We start from the raw sequence: 14651 nt of genomic DNA on the forward strand, positions 1-14651 counted from the left end.
CGTCCGACAAAATGCGTTAAATAATGCATGTCGCGCAAAAGTGTGCAGTGGTTTTGCGATAACGACATGCATAAAACAACAACCTAAAGCGCGCCGCATGAGGCCGATCAAACGCGACGCGCTTAGTAAAGAGAGCGCGGATTTGGTTCCACCAAAACGCAAAGCGCTCTCGGCGTCCGCTTCCATCCAGACATAAAAAACCGACGTCAGCTTGCTTCTGACGCCGGTCATTGTAGGTTTTGGGATCGTCGCACTCGATTTTTCCCTAGGAAAAACCGAGGTTGGTTCGATCCGACGCAGACCCGTGGGCGGGGGGCTTGGGGTTTACGAGCCAGTGCCGGACCGAACCGTCTCAGGCAACACCCGTAAATTCGTCGGACATTGGGGCATTAGCACGGATAAAAGAAGGCAGGATTGTGGCGAAGCATCACCAATTCCAACGGGCGTTTTATAAACGTGACTGGACACCGGGGAAACGGTGCGCCGCCAGCCTTTGTCCGGCTGGGCTTGCAATTCCATGGCGAAAGCGCCAACTTTGATTGATGTAAGATTCATTCGAAGGGATCGAGGCATGACTGATCACGGCAGTGGGACGGAGGATGGGGACGCATCCGCAATACTGATCCCGCTGCATGAGGCAAGACGCGAACGCCTCGACCAGCCGGTGCGGTTCGACCGGCGTGAATTGGACCAGATCCTGAGGCTTTACGGGCGCATGGTCGCCGCCAATGAATGGCGCGACTACGCCATCGACCATCTTACCGACCGCGCCGTCTTTTCCGTCTTCCGTCGCACCAGCGAGGTGCCGCTGTTCCAGATCGTCAAGGATCCGAAGCTGGCGCGCCGGCAGGGCGCATTTGCCGTCATTGCCGCCGGCGGCCGCATCCTTAAGCGCGGCCAGGAACTTGGCCGCGTGCTCGGCGTCTTCGACCGCACGCTGAAGCTGGTCGAAGCCTAACTATTTATTTTGCTGGCGGAATTTCTGTTCCGGCAACGAGTTGGGATCGGGCGGAACCAGAGCTCCGTCATTGATCGGCAGCTGCATGAACACCGTATCGAGCCAGCGTCCGTGCTTGTAGCCGGAGCCTTCCAGGCGGCCCGAATGGCGAAAGCCGAGTTTTTCATGCAGCCGCACCGAGGCACTGTCCGGCCGACCGTCGCCGATCACCGCGATGATCTGGCGGAAGCCCGCCGCCTCGGCCGCGTCGATCAGCCCTTGCATCAGCTTGAGCCCGATGCCATGGCCCTTGGCCTCCGGCGCGACATAGACAGAGTCCTCGACGACAAACCGGTACGCAGGCCGCGCCCGGAAGGGGCCGGCATAGGCATAGCCGAGCACAATGCCCCCTTTTTCCGCCACCAGATAGGGAAAGCCACCCGCTATCAAACTATCGAAGCGTTGGCCCATCTCGGCGCGATCAGGCGGCTCCAGTTCGTAGCTCGCCGTGCCATGGGTCACCGCATCGGCATAGATATCCGTGATCCGATCGAGATCAGCCGAAGCCGCGGGCCGTATCGTGATGCTGCTCATAATTTATGCAAGTCGTTCATCTGCCTTCCATCACAGCAAAGGTCGGCACAAAAAGAAAGGGCGGCCTTTGGGCCGCCCTTTCCAAAATCGCTGGTCCAGAGACGCAGGGACCGTTTTAACGGCGGTCGCCCATGAACTGCAGCAGGAACATGAACAGGTTGATGAAGTCGAGATAGAGCGTCAGCGCGCCCATGATCGCCTTGCGGCCGGCAACGTCGGTGGCGTCGCCCTCGAAATACATCTCCTTGATCTTCTGCGTGTCATAGGCGGTTAGGCCCGAAAAGATCAGCACGCCGAGCGCCGAGACGGCGAAGGACAGGGCCGACGACTGCAGGAAGATATTGATCACCATCGCGATGATCAGGCCGAACACGCCCATCACCAGGAACGAGCCGAACGCGGTCAGATCGCGCTTGGTCGTGTAGCCGTAAAGCGACAGCGCACCGAACGCCGCTGCGGTGGCGAAGAAGGTCTGCGAAATGCTAGCCGTCGTGTAGACCAGGAAGATCGACGACAGCGACAGGCCGACGAGGCCGGCATAGACCCAGAACGTCGTCTGCGCGGCCGAAACGCTCATCGACTGGACGCGGAACGACAGAAACAGCACGGCGGCGAGCGGGGCAAAGATCACCAGCCATTTCAGCGGCGAGCCGAAGATCGCGTAGCCGAAGGAGGTCAGCATGTCGCCGTTCGGCAGCGTGGCGACCGCCGAAGCCGGATCGGTAGTGGTGGCCAGCATAATCGTTCCGACCGCGGCGAGGCCGGTGATGAGGAGGCCAAGCCCCATCAGATTGTAGACCTTGATCATATAGGCGCGCAGGCCCTGGTCGATAGCAGCATCGACGCCGGCGCCGGGCACGGCACGCGTCTGATAATTGCGAACGGGTTCAGCCATGGAAATCCTCATATTGCTTCTGCCCCGTCCGGTGTCCGGCCCATTTTGGACCGCGGCGCCGCTGGCGGGGCTCCAGCATGCCTGCGGCGAAATATGATGGTTATTGGCGTCAAGAACAAGACCGTAACCGAGCGTAATGCTTCGTGAAGACCCGAAAATCCGCATTTATCGCCTTCCGAAGCCCAACATTAACAAGATTTAACCGAATCCTGGTCGCGTTGAGCCTGGATATGCTTGCAGATCAAAGGTTGCGCAGCACCGGCGCCGCCTTGTGGCCCAGCACCCGCCAGGTGCCGGCGAGGCCAATTCCGACCGTGACCACCAGCGCAAAGACGATGGTTGCCACCGCCACATCAGGCATGAAATGCGATGGCAGCGTCATCACGCGCGCGACAACGAACCACGCGGCAATCCCGCCTGCCGCCAGCGCGAACATCGCGGTGGCGAGGCCGATCAGCATGTATTCCAGCGAAAAGGCTGCGATCAGCGTTTTCCTGGTGGCGCCCAGCGTCTTCAGCACCACTGCGTCGTGGATGCGGGCCCGGTTGCCGGCGGCCAGCGCGCCGGCCAGCACCAGCACCGAGGCGATCAGCGCCACGCCGGCCGCGGCCCTGATCGCGGTGCCGAGCTGCGCCACCAACCGGTTGACGATGTCGAGCGCGTCCTTGACCCTGACTGTCGTCACCGCCGGAAAGGCACGGGTGACCGCGTTGAGAAGACGAGCATCGTCGGCCGGCGACGCGCCCTTTTCGGTCAGCGTCGCCAGCCAGCTATGCGGCGCGCCGGCAAATGTGCTGGGCGAGAACACCATGACGAAGTTGATGCCCATGGTCTCCCATTCGACTTGGCGGAAGTTGGCGATCTTCGCCGTCACGTTGCGGCCAAGCACGTTGACGGTGATGGTGTCGCCGAGTTTCAGCCCGATCTCTTTGCCTTCCTCGGCCGAAAACGACACCAGCGGCTCGCCGGCATAATTGTCCGGCCACCATGTGCCTTCGGTCAGCGTCGCATTCGCGGGAATGCTGGCCTCGTAGGTCAGCCCGCGATCGCCGCGCAGCACCCAGGCCCCTTCCGGCGCAACCCTGACCTTGTCGACATCGACGCCGTTCAGCGCCATCACCCGGCCGCGCAGCATCGGCACTTTGACCAGTGTGCCCTGCGGCGCTTGCCTGCTGACCAGCGCGGAGAACGCATCGACATCGCTGCTCTGGATATCGACGAAGAAGAAGTTCGGCGCCCGTTCCGGCAGGCTGCCGGAAATCTGCCGCCTGAGATTGCCGTCGATCAGCGCCAGCGTCACCAGAAGCGTCAATCCCAGCCCCAGCGACAGCACCACCGACGGCGTCAAGGCACCTGGCCGATGGATGTTGCCGATGGCGAGCCTGAGCACCGTCGAGCCAACGCGCGGGCTCTTTTTGGCGGCCCATTGCACCAGCGCGCCGACGATGCGCAGCACCAGGAAAGCAAAAATGGTGGCACCGACGAAGATCGAGGCGATATAGCGGTCGCCGGAAAACAGAATGGCCAGCGCCGCCAGCAGCAGCGCTATGCCGAGCGCCACTGCCGTGTAGAGCGGGCGCGGAAAACCGCGGCCCTCAAAACCCATTTCGCGAAACAGCGCCGTCGCCGGCACGTCGCGCGCACGGCCGAGCGGCAGCAAGGCGAAAGCCAGCGTCACCAGCAACCCGAACAGCGCCGCCATGCCGAGCGCGCCGGGATAGAACCCGCCTTCCGCCGGCACCGGAATGACCGACTGGAGTGCCGCGCTCGCCGCGAACGGCATCAGCGCGCCAAGCACGACGCCCGCCATGATGCCGAGGGCGGCGATCATCAGGATCTGCACGAGGTAGACGGCAAAGACGAAACCGCCCGAGGCCCCCAGGCTCTTGAAGGTGGCGATGACGCCACGCTTGCCGTCGAGATAGGCGCGCACCGCATTGGCCACCCCGACGCCGCCGACCACCAGCGCCGTCAGCCCGACCAGCGTCAGGAACTGCGAGAACCGTTCGATGTTGGAAGACAGCGCCGGTGCCGCGTTGCTGCGCGTGCGGATCGACCAGCCGGACTCGGGAAAATCTGCCGCGGCCTGGTCCTGGATTGCCTTGATGCGCGCTTCGCTGGCGCCGCTGGGCAGCCGGATCTTATACGCATTCTCGACCAGGCTGCCGGGCTGGATCAGGCTGGAAGCGGCAAGCCCTTGCGTCGAGATCATCAGCCGCGGCGCAAAGCCGAACCCGTCGGACACCGCGTCCGGCTCGTTGACGAGCCTGGCGCGCAGTTCGAAGGTGGCGCTGCCCAGCTTCAGCCTGTCGCCGATCCCAAGGTTCAGCCGCTCGAACAAAAGGTCGGGTGCGGCGGCGCCGAAAACACCGGATTTTTCGCCGAGCAATTCCTGCTTCGACAACGCCGGCTCGGTCATCAGCGCGCCATAGAGCGGATAGGCGCCATCGACCGCCTTGGCCTCGACCAGCGCCTGGTCGGAACCGTCCTCGAGCCGCGCCATCGAACGCATGTTGGCGCTGTGCGACACCGTGCCCAGCCCGTCGAGAAAGGCGTGCTCGACCTGCGTCGCAGCGCGCTGATTGAGCTCGAAACGAAGGTCGCCGCCGAGCAGCGACTGGCCTTCGTTGGCGACACCGGCGGTAATCGCCCGGGCCACCGAATTGACGCCGCCGATCGCCGCGACGCCAAGCGCAATGCAGGCAAGGAAGATCAGGAAGCCGGACAGCCCGCCGCGCATCTCGCGCAGCGAGAAACGGAAGGCGAGCTTCAACGTGCGCGACAGCGGCATCAGGCCGGCACCTTACCGGGTTTTGGGGCAGGTTCCGGCGTGTCCTCGATCCGGCCCGACCGCATCGACACCTGCCGGGAGCAGCGTGCGGCAAGCGCCGGATCGTGCGTGACCAGCACCAGCGTCATGCCGCGCTCGGACGCTTTGGCGAACAGAAGATCGGCGACCTGCCGCCCCGTTGTCTGGTCGAGATTGCCGGTCGGCTCGTCGGCGATCAGGATGCGCGGCGAAGGCGCCAGCGCCCGCGCGATCGCCACACGCTGCTGTTCGCCGCCGGACAATTCGCCGGGATAGTGGGTGACGCGGTCGCTCAAGCCCACCGCCTCCAGCTCCCGCGCCGCCACCCCGAACGGATCGGCATGGCCGGCAAGTTCCAGCGGCACTGCGACATTTTCGAGCGCCGTCATGTTGGGAATGAGATGAAAGGACTGGAAAACGATGCCAATGTTTCGACCGCGAAACGATGCGATTTGATCTTCGCTCTTGCCGTTCAGCAATTCGCCGGCAATTCGTACCGTACCCGAATCGACCCTTTCCAAACCCGCCAAAACCATCAGCAGCGTCGATTTTCCCGAGCCCGATGGCCCGACGATGCCGGTCGCCTCGCCATCGGCCACATCGAGGCTGACACCTTTCAGCACATGGACGGAAGACGCTCCTTCACCGAGCATCAGCGATACGTCTTTCAGCGCGATGACGGCTTCTATCAAAATAAAATCGTCCTATATGGGAGAGGGGAGGCTGGAATTCTGCCTGCCGCCAACAAAATTTCCTCGTCATATGGGGCCTGCCGCATGGCTTTCAAACACACACTTGCCCCAGTCTTCATCCTTTTTCTCGGAATTTGCGGCGCCATTTCGCCGGCACGCGCCGAGCCCTTCAAGATTGTCGGTTTCGGCGACAGCCTGATGGCAGGCTTTGGCCTCGGACTGGACGAAGGCTTCACCCAGAAACTTGAGGCAGCGCTTCGCGCCAAGGGCCACGATGTGACCGTCGCCAATGCCGGCGTCTCCGGCGATACGTCGAGTGGCGGCCTGTCGCGGCTCGACTGGTCGGTGCCGGACGGCACGCAGCTTGTCATCCTCGAACTCGGTGCCAACGACATGCTGCGCGGCGTTTCTCCCGCCATCACGCAAAACAATCTGGACGCCATGCTGGCGAAGCTGAAGCAGCGCAAGATCGCCGTGCTGCTGGCCGGCATGCGCGCCGCGCCCAATCTCGGCGCCGACTACCAGAGCGGCTTTGACGCGATCTTTCCAAAACTGGCGGAAAAATACGGCGTCCCGCTCTATCCGTTCTTTCTCGACGGCGTCGCCGGCGAAGCCGCCTTTCAACTCGAGGACGGCCTTCACCCGAACGCCAAGGGCATCGACCGCATGGTCGAGCGCATACTGCCGGATGTCGAAAAAGCCATTGCCGTGGTTAAGGGCAACTCTTGAAGGACTGGATTTCGATGAGGCTACGCATTCCCCGGACGATTTGATTTAGCCCAGGTGCGACCAAACAAACCGCTTGCCCCGCTCGATTTTCGATGATTCGCTAGGGACAAGAGTTCGATTCGAGGACAGGAGGCTTACCCATGCCGCGTCTTTTCACCGCCCTCGAAATACCGCGTGACGCCGCCCTTTCGCTGTCCCTGCTCCGGGGCGGCCTGCCCGGAGCCCGCTGGATCGATGTCGAGAACTACCATTTGACGCTGCGCTTCATCGGCGATGTCGAGGGCCATGTCGCCGACGAGGTCGCCAACGCACTCGACCGGGTCCACCGCCCATCCTTCGCGCTGACACTGTCGGGCGTTGGCGCCTTCGGCCAGAAGAAACCGCATGCGGTGTGGGCCGGCGTCTCCGCGTCGCCCGATCTTTCGTCACTGCAAGCCGAAATCGAGCGCATCTGCCAGCGCCTCGGCATCCCCGCCGATCCGCGCAAGTTCATGCCGCATGTGACCTTGGCGCGCTTACGCAATTCGAGCCCGCTCGATGTCGCCCAGTATCTGTCGGCACGCGGCAATTTTTCGACGCTGCCCTTCCGTGTCGGCCGCTTCGTCCTGATGTCGTCGCGCGATTCGGTCGGCGGCGGACCCTACATCGTCGAGGAGGCCTGGCCGCTGTCGGGGGCCGACACCCGTGCCTCGAGCCGCGTCGCCAGCGCCTCCGACGCTTCGCGGATCATGCGGTAGACCGAGGCAAACGCCTCCGGCCCCTCGTGATAGGGGTCCGGCACGTCGCTCACCCTTCCCTCCGCGAACTCGAGGAACAGATGGACCCGGTCGCGCACGGCGGCAGGCACCAGCGCCTTCAGATCACGGAGATTCGATCGGTCCATAGCGAGAATGAGGTCGAAACGCGAAAAATCGTCCGGCGTCAGCTTGCGCGCCTTCTGTCCGGAAATATCGATGCCGTGCCGCTCTGCGACCGAGATCGAGCGCGGGTCGGGTGCCGAGCCGGCTTCCCAGTCGCTGGTTCCGGCCGAATCAAGCAGGATATCCCGATCGAGACCGCGCTCCGCCAAGACGGCGCGCAACACGCCCTCCGCCAGTGGTGAGCGGCAGATATTGCCGAGACAGACGAAAAGAACGGATTTTATCGGCTTTGCGCTCATCGATCCGGCACTATGCTGAAGACTGCAAATCCAGATAGCACGGGAAACCACTATGACGAGAGAGAAACTGAGCAAGGAGGCGGTCGCCGAGGCGCTGGCCGGGCTCGACGGCTGGTCGCTGGCCAAGGATGGCGACTCGATCGCGCGCACCTTCACCTTCAGGAATTTTTCCGAAGCCTTCGCCTTCATGACCCGAGTCGCCCTGGCGGCGGAGAAGATGGACCATCACCCCGACTGGTCGAATGTCTACAAGACCGTGAACGTGACGCTGAACACCCATGATGCCGGCGGCCTGACCGCGCTCGATTTCGAACTGGCCAAGAAGATGGACCGCTATTTCGGCGGTTGAACGCGCTGGTCTGTGGTCGTTCGCTGCCGGTCGGATTCCAACCTATCTGAATCGCTGCGTCGGGCATCGGCATCTTGTAGTGCGGCACTGCTTTCACCACATTTTCTGCTGGCAGGCGCGCGTGGAGCCACGTCCGGCAGGGAGAGATTGATGGCACAAAAATCCGGTTTTGATTTCTTCGGCTTTGGCGGCAAGCCGGGCGATGCGAACGAAGTGCGCGAGAAATTCTGGCGCACCGCCAAGCGGGCTGCCCGGCAGATCCCGTTCATGGAAGAGCTGGTCGCCGCCTACTACTGCGCCATGGACAAGAACACGCCGCTGCGCGCCAAGGGCATCCTGGTGGCGGCGCTCGGCTATTTCGTGCTGCCGGCTGACGTCATCCCCGACTTCGTCTTCGGACTGGGCTTTACCGACGACATCGCGGTGCTGACCGCCGCGATCACCACCGTCAAAGCCCATATCACACCGGCGCATCGGCGCGCCGCCAAGCAGGCGATTGCCGACAACAGTTGAGCCGGCAATAAGGCAGAAAAGTCAAACTCTTGCCGCTTTCGTGGCCTCCAAGTCGCGAAAGGGACGTTGCAACTGCCGCTTTTCGAGCGACGGGCGCAAGGGTGGCGGCGGTTTCCTGGGTGGATCTCCTTTTCCTGAAGGGAAGTTCACCGTTTGGTAACCCAGATTAAATCAAAATGAAGCGACGGGCAGGACGCCGAGCCGGCCTGCCTCCGCACCATATATGGGAAAAGCGATGCGCGGATTGATTGCTACAATTTCGAGTCTGGTCCTGGTGGCCGTGACAGCGCCGGCACTGGCGCAGTCGGCGACCAAGATCGGCCAGCACAATGCCTGGGGCACCTACAGCTACCAGGCGTCGGGCGGCAAGGTTTGCTATGTATTGACCGTGCCGACCGACAAGCAGCCGCCGACGCTTGACCATGGCGACATGTTCTTCTTCGTCAGCCAGCGGCCGGGACAGCAGGTGTCCTATGAGCCGCAGTTCATCGCCGGCTACAATTTCCAGGAAAACTCCAAGGCCACCGTCACCATCGACGGCAAGAGTTTTTCGATGTTCACCCGCGGCAAGTCGGCCTGGGTCGAAAACGCCGCCGAGGAGCCGGTGCTGATCGCCGCGATGAAGTCCGGCAGCGACATGAGGGTGCAGGCGAAATCCGGCCGCGGCAACACCACCACCTATGTCTTTTCGCTGAAAGGTATTTCGGCGGCGCTGTCGTCCATCGCCAAGTGCAAATAGCCATAGGCGAAGCGGAGTTTGAGTAAGAGCCGGGCCGCAAGCCCGGCTTTCTGCTTTTTAAAACGCCGCCGGCCGGCACATTGGGCGGGGCCTTGTATCGCCGTCACCATGACTCCGCCACCAACCTGTGCTATGCGCCGCGCTTCATTTCGGGCACGATGCTGTAATCGGCCATAAATCGCTTATATCAGTGCAACAATGACCCTTTCATTTGATCTCACCACTGAGGGCGCCCGTGAGGCGTTGCGCGCCCGCGCCACGCCGGCCGAAAAACCGTCGCTGATCGGCCTGACCCGGGCCGAGCTTGGCGCAGCCCTCGTTGCGTCAGGCATCGTGCCGGAGCGCCAGGCCAAGATGCGCGCCCAGCAGCTCTGGCACTGGATGTATGTGCGCGGCGTCTCCGACTTTGCCGGCATGTTCAATATCTCCAAGGATTTGCGCGCCGAGCTCGACAAGCATTTCACCGTCGCCAGGCCCGAGATCGTCGAGGAGCAGATTTCCTCCGACGGCACGCGCAAATGGCTGTTTCGCTTTCCGCCGCGCGGCGCCGGCCGGCCGGTCGAGATCGAGACCGTCTACATTCCCGAGGAAGGCCGCGGCACACTCTGCATCTCGTCGCAGGTCGGTTGCACGCTGACCTGTTCCTTCTGCCACACCGGCACGCAGAAGCTGGTGCGCAACCTGACATCAGAGGAAATCCTCGCCCAGCTTCTGACCGCCCGCGACCGGCTCGGCGATTTCCCCGACCGCGACACGCCGGATGGCGCCATCGTGCCGGCCGAGGGCCGGAAAGTGTCTAACGTCGTCATGATGGGCATGGGCGAGCCGCTCTACAATTTCGAGGCGGTGAAGAAGGCGCTGCTGATAGCCTCCGACGGCGACGGGCTTTCGCTGTCGAAGCGCCGCATCACACTGTCGACCTCCGGTGTCGTGCCGGAAATCTTCCGCACCGGCGAGGAGATCGGCGTCATGCTGGCGATCTCGCTGCACGCCACCAATGACGATCTGCGCGACCTTTTGGTGCCGATCAACAAAAAATATCCATTGAAAGAGCTGATCGCCGCCTGCCGCGCCTATCCCGGCCTGTCGAACGCTCGCCGCATCACCTTCGAATATGTGATGCTGAAGGACGTCAACGATTCGATCGAGGACGCCAAGGGTCTGATCAAGCTGCTCAAGGGCATTCCGGCCAAGATCAATCTGATCCCGTTCAACCCGTGGCCCGGCACCAATTACCAGTGCTCTGACTGGGAGACGATCGAGAAATTCGCCGACTACATCAACAATGCCGGCTATGCTTCGCCGATCCGCACGCCGCGCGGCCGCGATATTCTCGCCGCCTGCGGCCAGCTCAAATCGGAATCGGAACGCATGCGCAAGGTCGACCGGCTGGCGCTGGAAGCGATGATGATCGCGGGGCACGGCGAGGCGTGAACCGTCTCGTCGCCTATCTCATTCGCTTCGCCGTCATCCTGATCGGCTATGTTGTCGCCTCGCTGGCCGCCAGCGCCTTCCTCAATATCATGTTTCTGGCGTCGCTGGGCTACACGCCGGAGCACGCGCAGCCTACGGCGACTGCTTCGCTGTATTTTTCGATTCCATTCGTTGCACTGTTTGTCGCTTATTTCGCCTTCATGCCGGCGGCGGTCGCCATCCTCGTCTCCGAAATCCTGGGACGGCGCGACTGGCTGTTTTATGCGCTGGCGGGTGCGGTGATTGCGGCGGTTTTCCTCGGCTTCGCCTATCAGACCGCCGATGCCAATTTCGAGATCACCGATCCGCGCGTCGTCGCTGCCGTGGTCGGCTGCGGCATGGTCGGCGGCATTTTCTACTGGCTGAGCGCCGGGCGCTCGGCCGGAAGCTGGCGTCAAGCCGGAAGGTCCGCGCCTACTTCGCCTGGGCGGTCAGGATCTTGAGCGCGAAGGCCGAAAACACCCCCGCGAAGAGATAATCGACGACGCGTGTGGCGCGCGGGCTGGTCTTCATGGCCGCCGAGAATTTTTCGGCCGCAAAGACCATCGGCGCTGTTACCGGGATCGACAGCACCACGAAAATCGCACCGAGGAAGAACAGCTTTCCGGGCGCGTTCGGGTCGTGCGCGGAGACGAACTGCGGCAGGAAGGTCATGAAGAACAGGATGATCTTCGGGTTGAGCAGATTGACGCCGAGCCCCGCCGCCCAAGCGCGAAACAGCGAAATCTCAGGCCCGCTCTTCTTCTCTGGTGAAAACGCCGACCCCTTGGTGATCGCCTGCCAGGCCAGGAAAACGAGATAGCCGGCGCCAAAGATCTTCAGGGCCAGGAAGGACATCGGCGAGGCGACGATCAGCGCCGAGATGCCGACCACCACCAGCGTGGTGTGAATCAGCGTGCCGCACAGCGCGCCGGCCATCGAGGCAAAACCGGTGGCGCGGCCATGGCTCAGCGTGCGCGACACGAACAGCGTCATATCGGGCCCCGGCGTGATCGCCAGGATCACGGTGGCGATGGCGAACTGGATCAGCGTGGTGGTGTCGGGAATAAAGGACATGGGCGGGCCCCTGGATAAGAAAGCGCAGCCTATACCGCAAGCGTCTTCTCTGCACCAGTGACTGGCGGCACAGGGCTGATCCAGTATGCCAGCAGCGACCGGGACCGTTCATCACTTGCGCAGCCCGGAAAGGCCGTGATACCTCGCCCGCGAAGAATCCTGTCGCGGAACAGCCAAATGTCAAAAGCAAAAGCCGTCAAGAAGGTCGTGCTCGCCTATTCCGGCGGCCTTGACACTTCCATCATCCTGAAATGGCTGCAGACCGAGATCGGCGCCGAGGTCGTTACCTTCACCGCCGATCTCGGCCAGGGCGGCGAGCTGGAGCCGGCGCGGCGCAAGGCCGAGATGATGGGCATCAAGGACATCCGCATCATGGATGTCCGCGAGGAGTTCGTTTCCGACTTCGTCTTCCCGATGTTTCGCGCCAATGCCGTCTATGAGGGCACTTACCTGCTCGGCACCTCGATCGCACGGCCGCTGATCTCCAAGCACCTCGTCGAGATCGCAAAAGAAACCGGCGCCGACGCGATCGCCCACGGCGCCACCGGCAAGGGCAACGACCAGGTCCGTTTCGAGCTTTCGGCCTATGCGCTCAACCCCGACATCAAGGTCATCGCGCCATGGCGCGACTGGTCGTTCAAGTCGCGCACCGACCTGATCAACTTCGCCGAGCAGCACCAGATTCCGGTGCCGAAGGACAAAAAGGGCGACGCGCCGTTTTCGGTCGACGCCAACCTGCTGCACTCGTCTTCCGAAGGCAAAGTGCTGGAAGACCCGTGGAGCGAGCCGCCGGAGTTCGTCCACCAGCGCACCATCTCGCCGATGGACGCGCCGGACAAGGTCACCGAGATCGAAATCGAATTCCTGAAAGGCGATCCGATCGCGCTCGACGGCAAGAAACTGTCGCCGGCGACGATGCTGGCCGCACTCAACGATCTCGGCCGCGACAACGGCATCGGCCGGCTCGACCTTGTCGAGAACCGTTTCGTCGGGATGAAATCGCGCGGCGTCTACGAGACGCCCGGCGGCACCATCCTGATATCAGCCCACCGGGCGATCGAATCGATCACGCTTGATCGTGGGGCCGCCCACCTCAAGGACGAATTCATGCCGCGCTATGCCGAGCTGGTCTACAACGGCTTTTGGTTCGCGCCCGAGCGCCTGATGCTGCAGGCGATGATCGACAAGAGCCAGGAAGATGTCGAAGGCACGGTGCGGCTAAAACTCTACAAGGGCAACGTCATCGTCACCGGCCGCAAGTCGAAGAAGACGCTCTATTCCGATGCGCTGGTCACCTTCGAGGACGACCGTGGCGCCTATGACCAGAAGGACGCCGAAGGCTTCATCCGCCTCAACGCGCTGAGATTGCGTACGCTGGCGGCGCGTAGCCGTAAAAGCTAGCCAGTTTCTGTGTACAGGGGGATTTGGCTCTTTGACTGAGCCTCAAGAGACTGAGGACGGTCGTTGGCGGCCGGCCTGCACCCAGCCGCCAATCTCCAACGCCGGCGATTAGCCCCAGGCCACCACGCCTTCGTCATCCTAGGGCCGAGCGACGCGAAGCGGAGCGCAGACCCTGGGAACCATTCCGGGATATCAGCCGAAGAATGCAGCGGCTCGGAACGGTGCTTGCGTCCGCGACGGTGCCAATGGAAGATCGAACTGATCGAGAAGACCAATCCAGAATGGGTCGAGCTTTTTTCGCGGAACGGGGTGGTAGCGTTCGGTCCGCCGGAGCACTGCCGCCAGGTAACGGCATGGATCCAAGGGTCTGCGCCGCGTCGCTTCGCTCCTTGCTTCGCCCTAGGATGACGGAGTGGAGGATGTTTCGGCCAATCTCGAATGTCCTTGCGCCCTGCCATGAAATCGCCGCTGAAAACAATCGACGTTCGCTGCCGCTCGGCTTCCGGGACGGAGACCACTGCGTTGGCCGATGCCTGTTCCGCTGGTGGGGCCTTGAGGAGTTCGAGCCGCCTCGCTCGACCTCGCTGCGATCGAACGCAGGGCCGACATGCCTGCCTATCACGGTTTTGCACTGTCGATTCGTCCCCCCTGGCTCATGGCCGGAGACATTTCTTCAGCTCAACATTGCCTAAGGAATATCTGAGGGAACCCATGCGAAAACTGATCTCCACCGGCTCGCCCTTCGAGAAGGCAGCCGGTTATTCGCGCGCCGTGGTGCAGGGCGACTGGTGTTTCGTTTCCGGAACGACCGGCTACGATTATGCGACCATGTCGATGCCGGAGACGGTCGAGGCGCAGACGCGCAATTGCCTGGCGACGATCGCCAAGGCGTTGCAGGACGGCGGCTTCGAGATGGCCGATGTGGTAAGGACGCACTACTACATCACCGACGCGGCTTTCATTGACATCGTCTTTCCGATCCTCGGCGAGGCCTTTGGCGACATCAGGCCGGCGGCGACGATGATCGTCTGCCAGCTCAACAAGCCGGAAATGAAGATCGAGATCGAAGTGACGGCACTCAGGCGCACAGCCTGAGCGCGGCGACGGCGCAGAAGCTTGCGCGACGTCGGCGGGACAGAAGGAGCGCGAAGCATCGCCAAAGATGCTCTGAACCAAACGCTTGCGCATGGCCCGCTTGGCGTTTAGCAAGGCCGCGGCTCACGACAGCGCCGGGCGTCCTTTCGGACGCGCAAGGACGCCGTCGAATTATAGTTCTGCGCATAATCCTTTCCGAAATCGATTCCG

The 14651-nt window shown here is 62.4% G+C and carries 16 protein-coding genes; 10 read left to right on the forward strand and 6 right to left on the reverse strand.

Going from position 1 to position 14651, the window contains the following annotated elements; genetic code table 11:
* Positions 1-571: 571 nt before the first annotated feature.
* Positions 572-958 (forward strand): DUF2794 domain-containing protein, encoded by a 387-nt coding sequence (locus NKH12_RS03415; RefSeq protein ID WP_095484870.1) that lies wholly within the window; start codon positions 572-574, stop codon positions 956-958.
* Here NKH12_RS03415 and NKH12_RS03420 read toward each other — a convergent pair whose 3' ends face one another.
* The 4 genes from NKH12_RS03420 to NKH12_RS03435 all read right to left on the reverse strand — a co-directional run bounded on the left by NKH12_RS03420 (position 959) and on the right by NKH12_RS03435 (position 5927).
* The gene (locus NKH12_RS03420; RefSeq protein ID WP_352951896.1) at positions 959-1531 is read right to left on the reverse strand and encodes a GNAT family N-acetyltransferase; all 573 of its coding nucleotides are present in this window, start codon (positions 1529-1531) and stop codon (positions 959-961) included. It lies immediately after the preceding gene.
* A gap of 115 nt (positions 1532-1646) precedes the next feature.
* The gene (locus tag NKH12_RS03425; RefSeq protein ID WP_029349432.1) at positions 1647-2426 is read right to left on the reverse strand and encodes a Bax inhibitor-1/YccA family protein; all 780 of its coding nucleotides are present in this window, start codon (positions 2424-2426) and stop codon (positions 1647-1649) included.
* A gap of 241 nt (positions 2427-2667) precedes the next feature.
* The gene (locus NKH12_RS03430) at positions 2668-5217 is read right to left on the reverse strand and encodes an ABC transporter permease (RefSeq protein ID WP_352951897.1); all 2550 of its coding nucleotides are present in this window, start codon (positions 5215-5217) and stop codon (positions 2668-2670) included.
* A complete protein-coding gene (locus tag NKH12_RS03435; RefSeq protein ID WP_352951898.1) occupies positions 5217-5927 on the reverse strand; it encodes an ABC transporter ATP-binding protein in 711 nt (236 codons plus the stop codon). The genes NKH12_RS03430 and NKH12_RS03435 overlap by 1 nt, the downstream gene beginning before the upstream one ends.
* A gap of 84 nt (positions 5928-6011) precedes the next feature.
* Between NKH12_RS03435 and NKH12_RS03440 the strand changes: the two genes are divergently transcribed.
* Complete coding sequence (locus NKH12_RS03440; protein ID WP_352951899.1) at positions 6012-6656, forward strand: arylesterase; 645 nt, start codon at positions 6012-6014, stop codon at positions 6654-6656.
* A gap of 140 nt (positions 6657-6796) precedes the next feature.
* On the forward strand, positions 6797-7393 hold the full coding sequence (gene thpR, locus NKH12_RS03445) for an RNA 2',3'-cyclic phosphodiesterase (RefSeq protein ID WP_352951900.1): 597 nt from the start codon (positions 6797-6799) through the stop codon (positions 7391-7393).
* Here the strand turns inward: thpR and NKH12_RS03450 are convergent.
* Positions 7297-7815 (reverse strand): low molecular weight protein-tyrosine-phosphatase, encoded by a 519-nt coding sequence (locus NKH12_RS03450; RefSeq protein WP_352951901.1) that lies wholly within the window; start codon positions 7813-7815, stop codon positions 7297-7299. The two genes, thpR and NKH12_RS03450, sit on opposite strands and share 97 nt — an antisense overlap.
* A 52-nt stretch (positions 7816-7867) precedes the next feature.
* Here NKH12_RS03450 and NKH12_RS03455 point away from each other — a divergent pair, with 52 nt between their 5' ends.
* The 5 genes from NKH12_RS03455 to NKH12_RS03475 all read left to right on the forward strand — a co-directional run bounded on the left by NKH12_RS03455 (position 7868) and on the right by NKH12_RS03475 (position 11332).
* Complete coding sequence (locus NKH12_RS03455) at positions 7868-8164, forward strand: 4a-hydroxytetrahydrobiopterin dehydratase (protein ID WP_352951902.1); 297 nt, start codon at positions 7868-7870, stop codon at positions 8162-8164.
* Between the two features lie 150 nt (positions 8165-8314).
* Positions 8315-8677 (forward strand): YkvA family protein, encoded by a 363-nt coding sequence (locus tag NKH12_RS03460; protein WP_352951903.1) that lies wholly within the window; start codon positions 8315-8317, stop codon positions 8675-8677.
* Between the two features lie 235 nt (positions 8678-8912).
* On the forward strand, positions 8913-9416 hold the full coding sequence (locus NKH12_RS03465; RefSeq protein WP_352951904.1) for an invasion associated locus B family protein: 504 nt from the start codon (positions 8913-8915) through the stop codon (positions 9414-9416).
* A 198-nt stretch (positions 9417-9614) separates the two neighbouring features.
* Positions 9615-10850 carry a dual-specificity RNA methyltransferase RlmN gene (gene rlmN, locus NKH12_RS03470; protein ID WP_352951905.1) on the forward strand — a complete coding sequence of 412 codons (1236 nt, stop codon included), beginning with the start codon at positions 9615-9617 and terminating at the stop codon, positions 10848-10850.
* Complete coding sequence (locus tag NKH12_RS03475) at positions 10847-11332, forward strand: hypothetical protein (RefSeq protein ID WP_352951906.1); 486 nt, start codon at positions 10847-10849, stop codon at positions 11330-11332. The genes rlmN and NKH12_RS03475 overlap by 4 nt, the downstream gene beginning before the upstream one ends.
* Here the strand turns inward: NKH12_RS03475 and NKH12_RS03480 are convergent.
* Positions 11304-11945 carry a LysE family translocator gene (locus NKH12_RS03480; protein WP_352951907.1) on the reverse strand — a complete coding sequence of 214 codons (642 nt, stop codon included), beginning with the start codon at positions 11943-11945 and terminating at the stop codon, positions 11304-11306. The two genes, NKH12_RS03475 and NKH12_RS03480, sit on opposite strands and share 29 nt — an antisense overlap.
* A gap of 177 nt (positions 11946-12122) precedes the next feature.
* Between NKH12_RS03480 and NKH12_RS03485 the strand changes: the two genes are divergently transcribed.
* The gene (locus NKH12_RS03485; protein ID WP_352951908.1) at positions 12123-13346 is read left to right on the forward strand and encodes an argininosuccinate synthase; all 1224 of its coding nucleotides are present in this window, start codon (positions 12123-12125) and stop codon (positions 13344-13346) included.
* Between the two features lie 711 nt (positions 13347-14057).
* Positions 14058-14441 carry a RidA family protein gene (locus tag NKH12_RS03490; protein ID WP_352951909.1) on the forward strand — a complete coding sequence of 128 codons (384 nt, stop codon included), beginning with the start codon at positions 14058-14060 and terminating at the stop codon, positions 14439-14441.
* Positions 14442-14651: the final 210 nt, after the last annotated feature.

It is taken from the genome of Mesorhizobium sp. M1322 (assembly GCF_040318085.1).
In the GTDB taxonomy this organism is placed as follows: Bacteria; Pseudomonadota; Alphaproteobacteria; order Rhizobiales; family Rhizobiaceae; genus Mesorhizobium.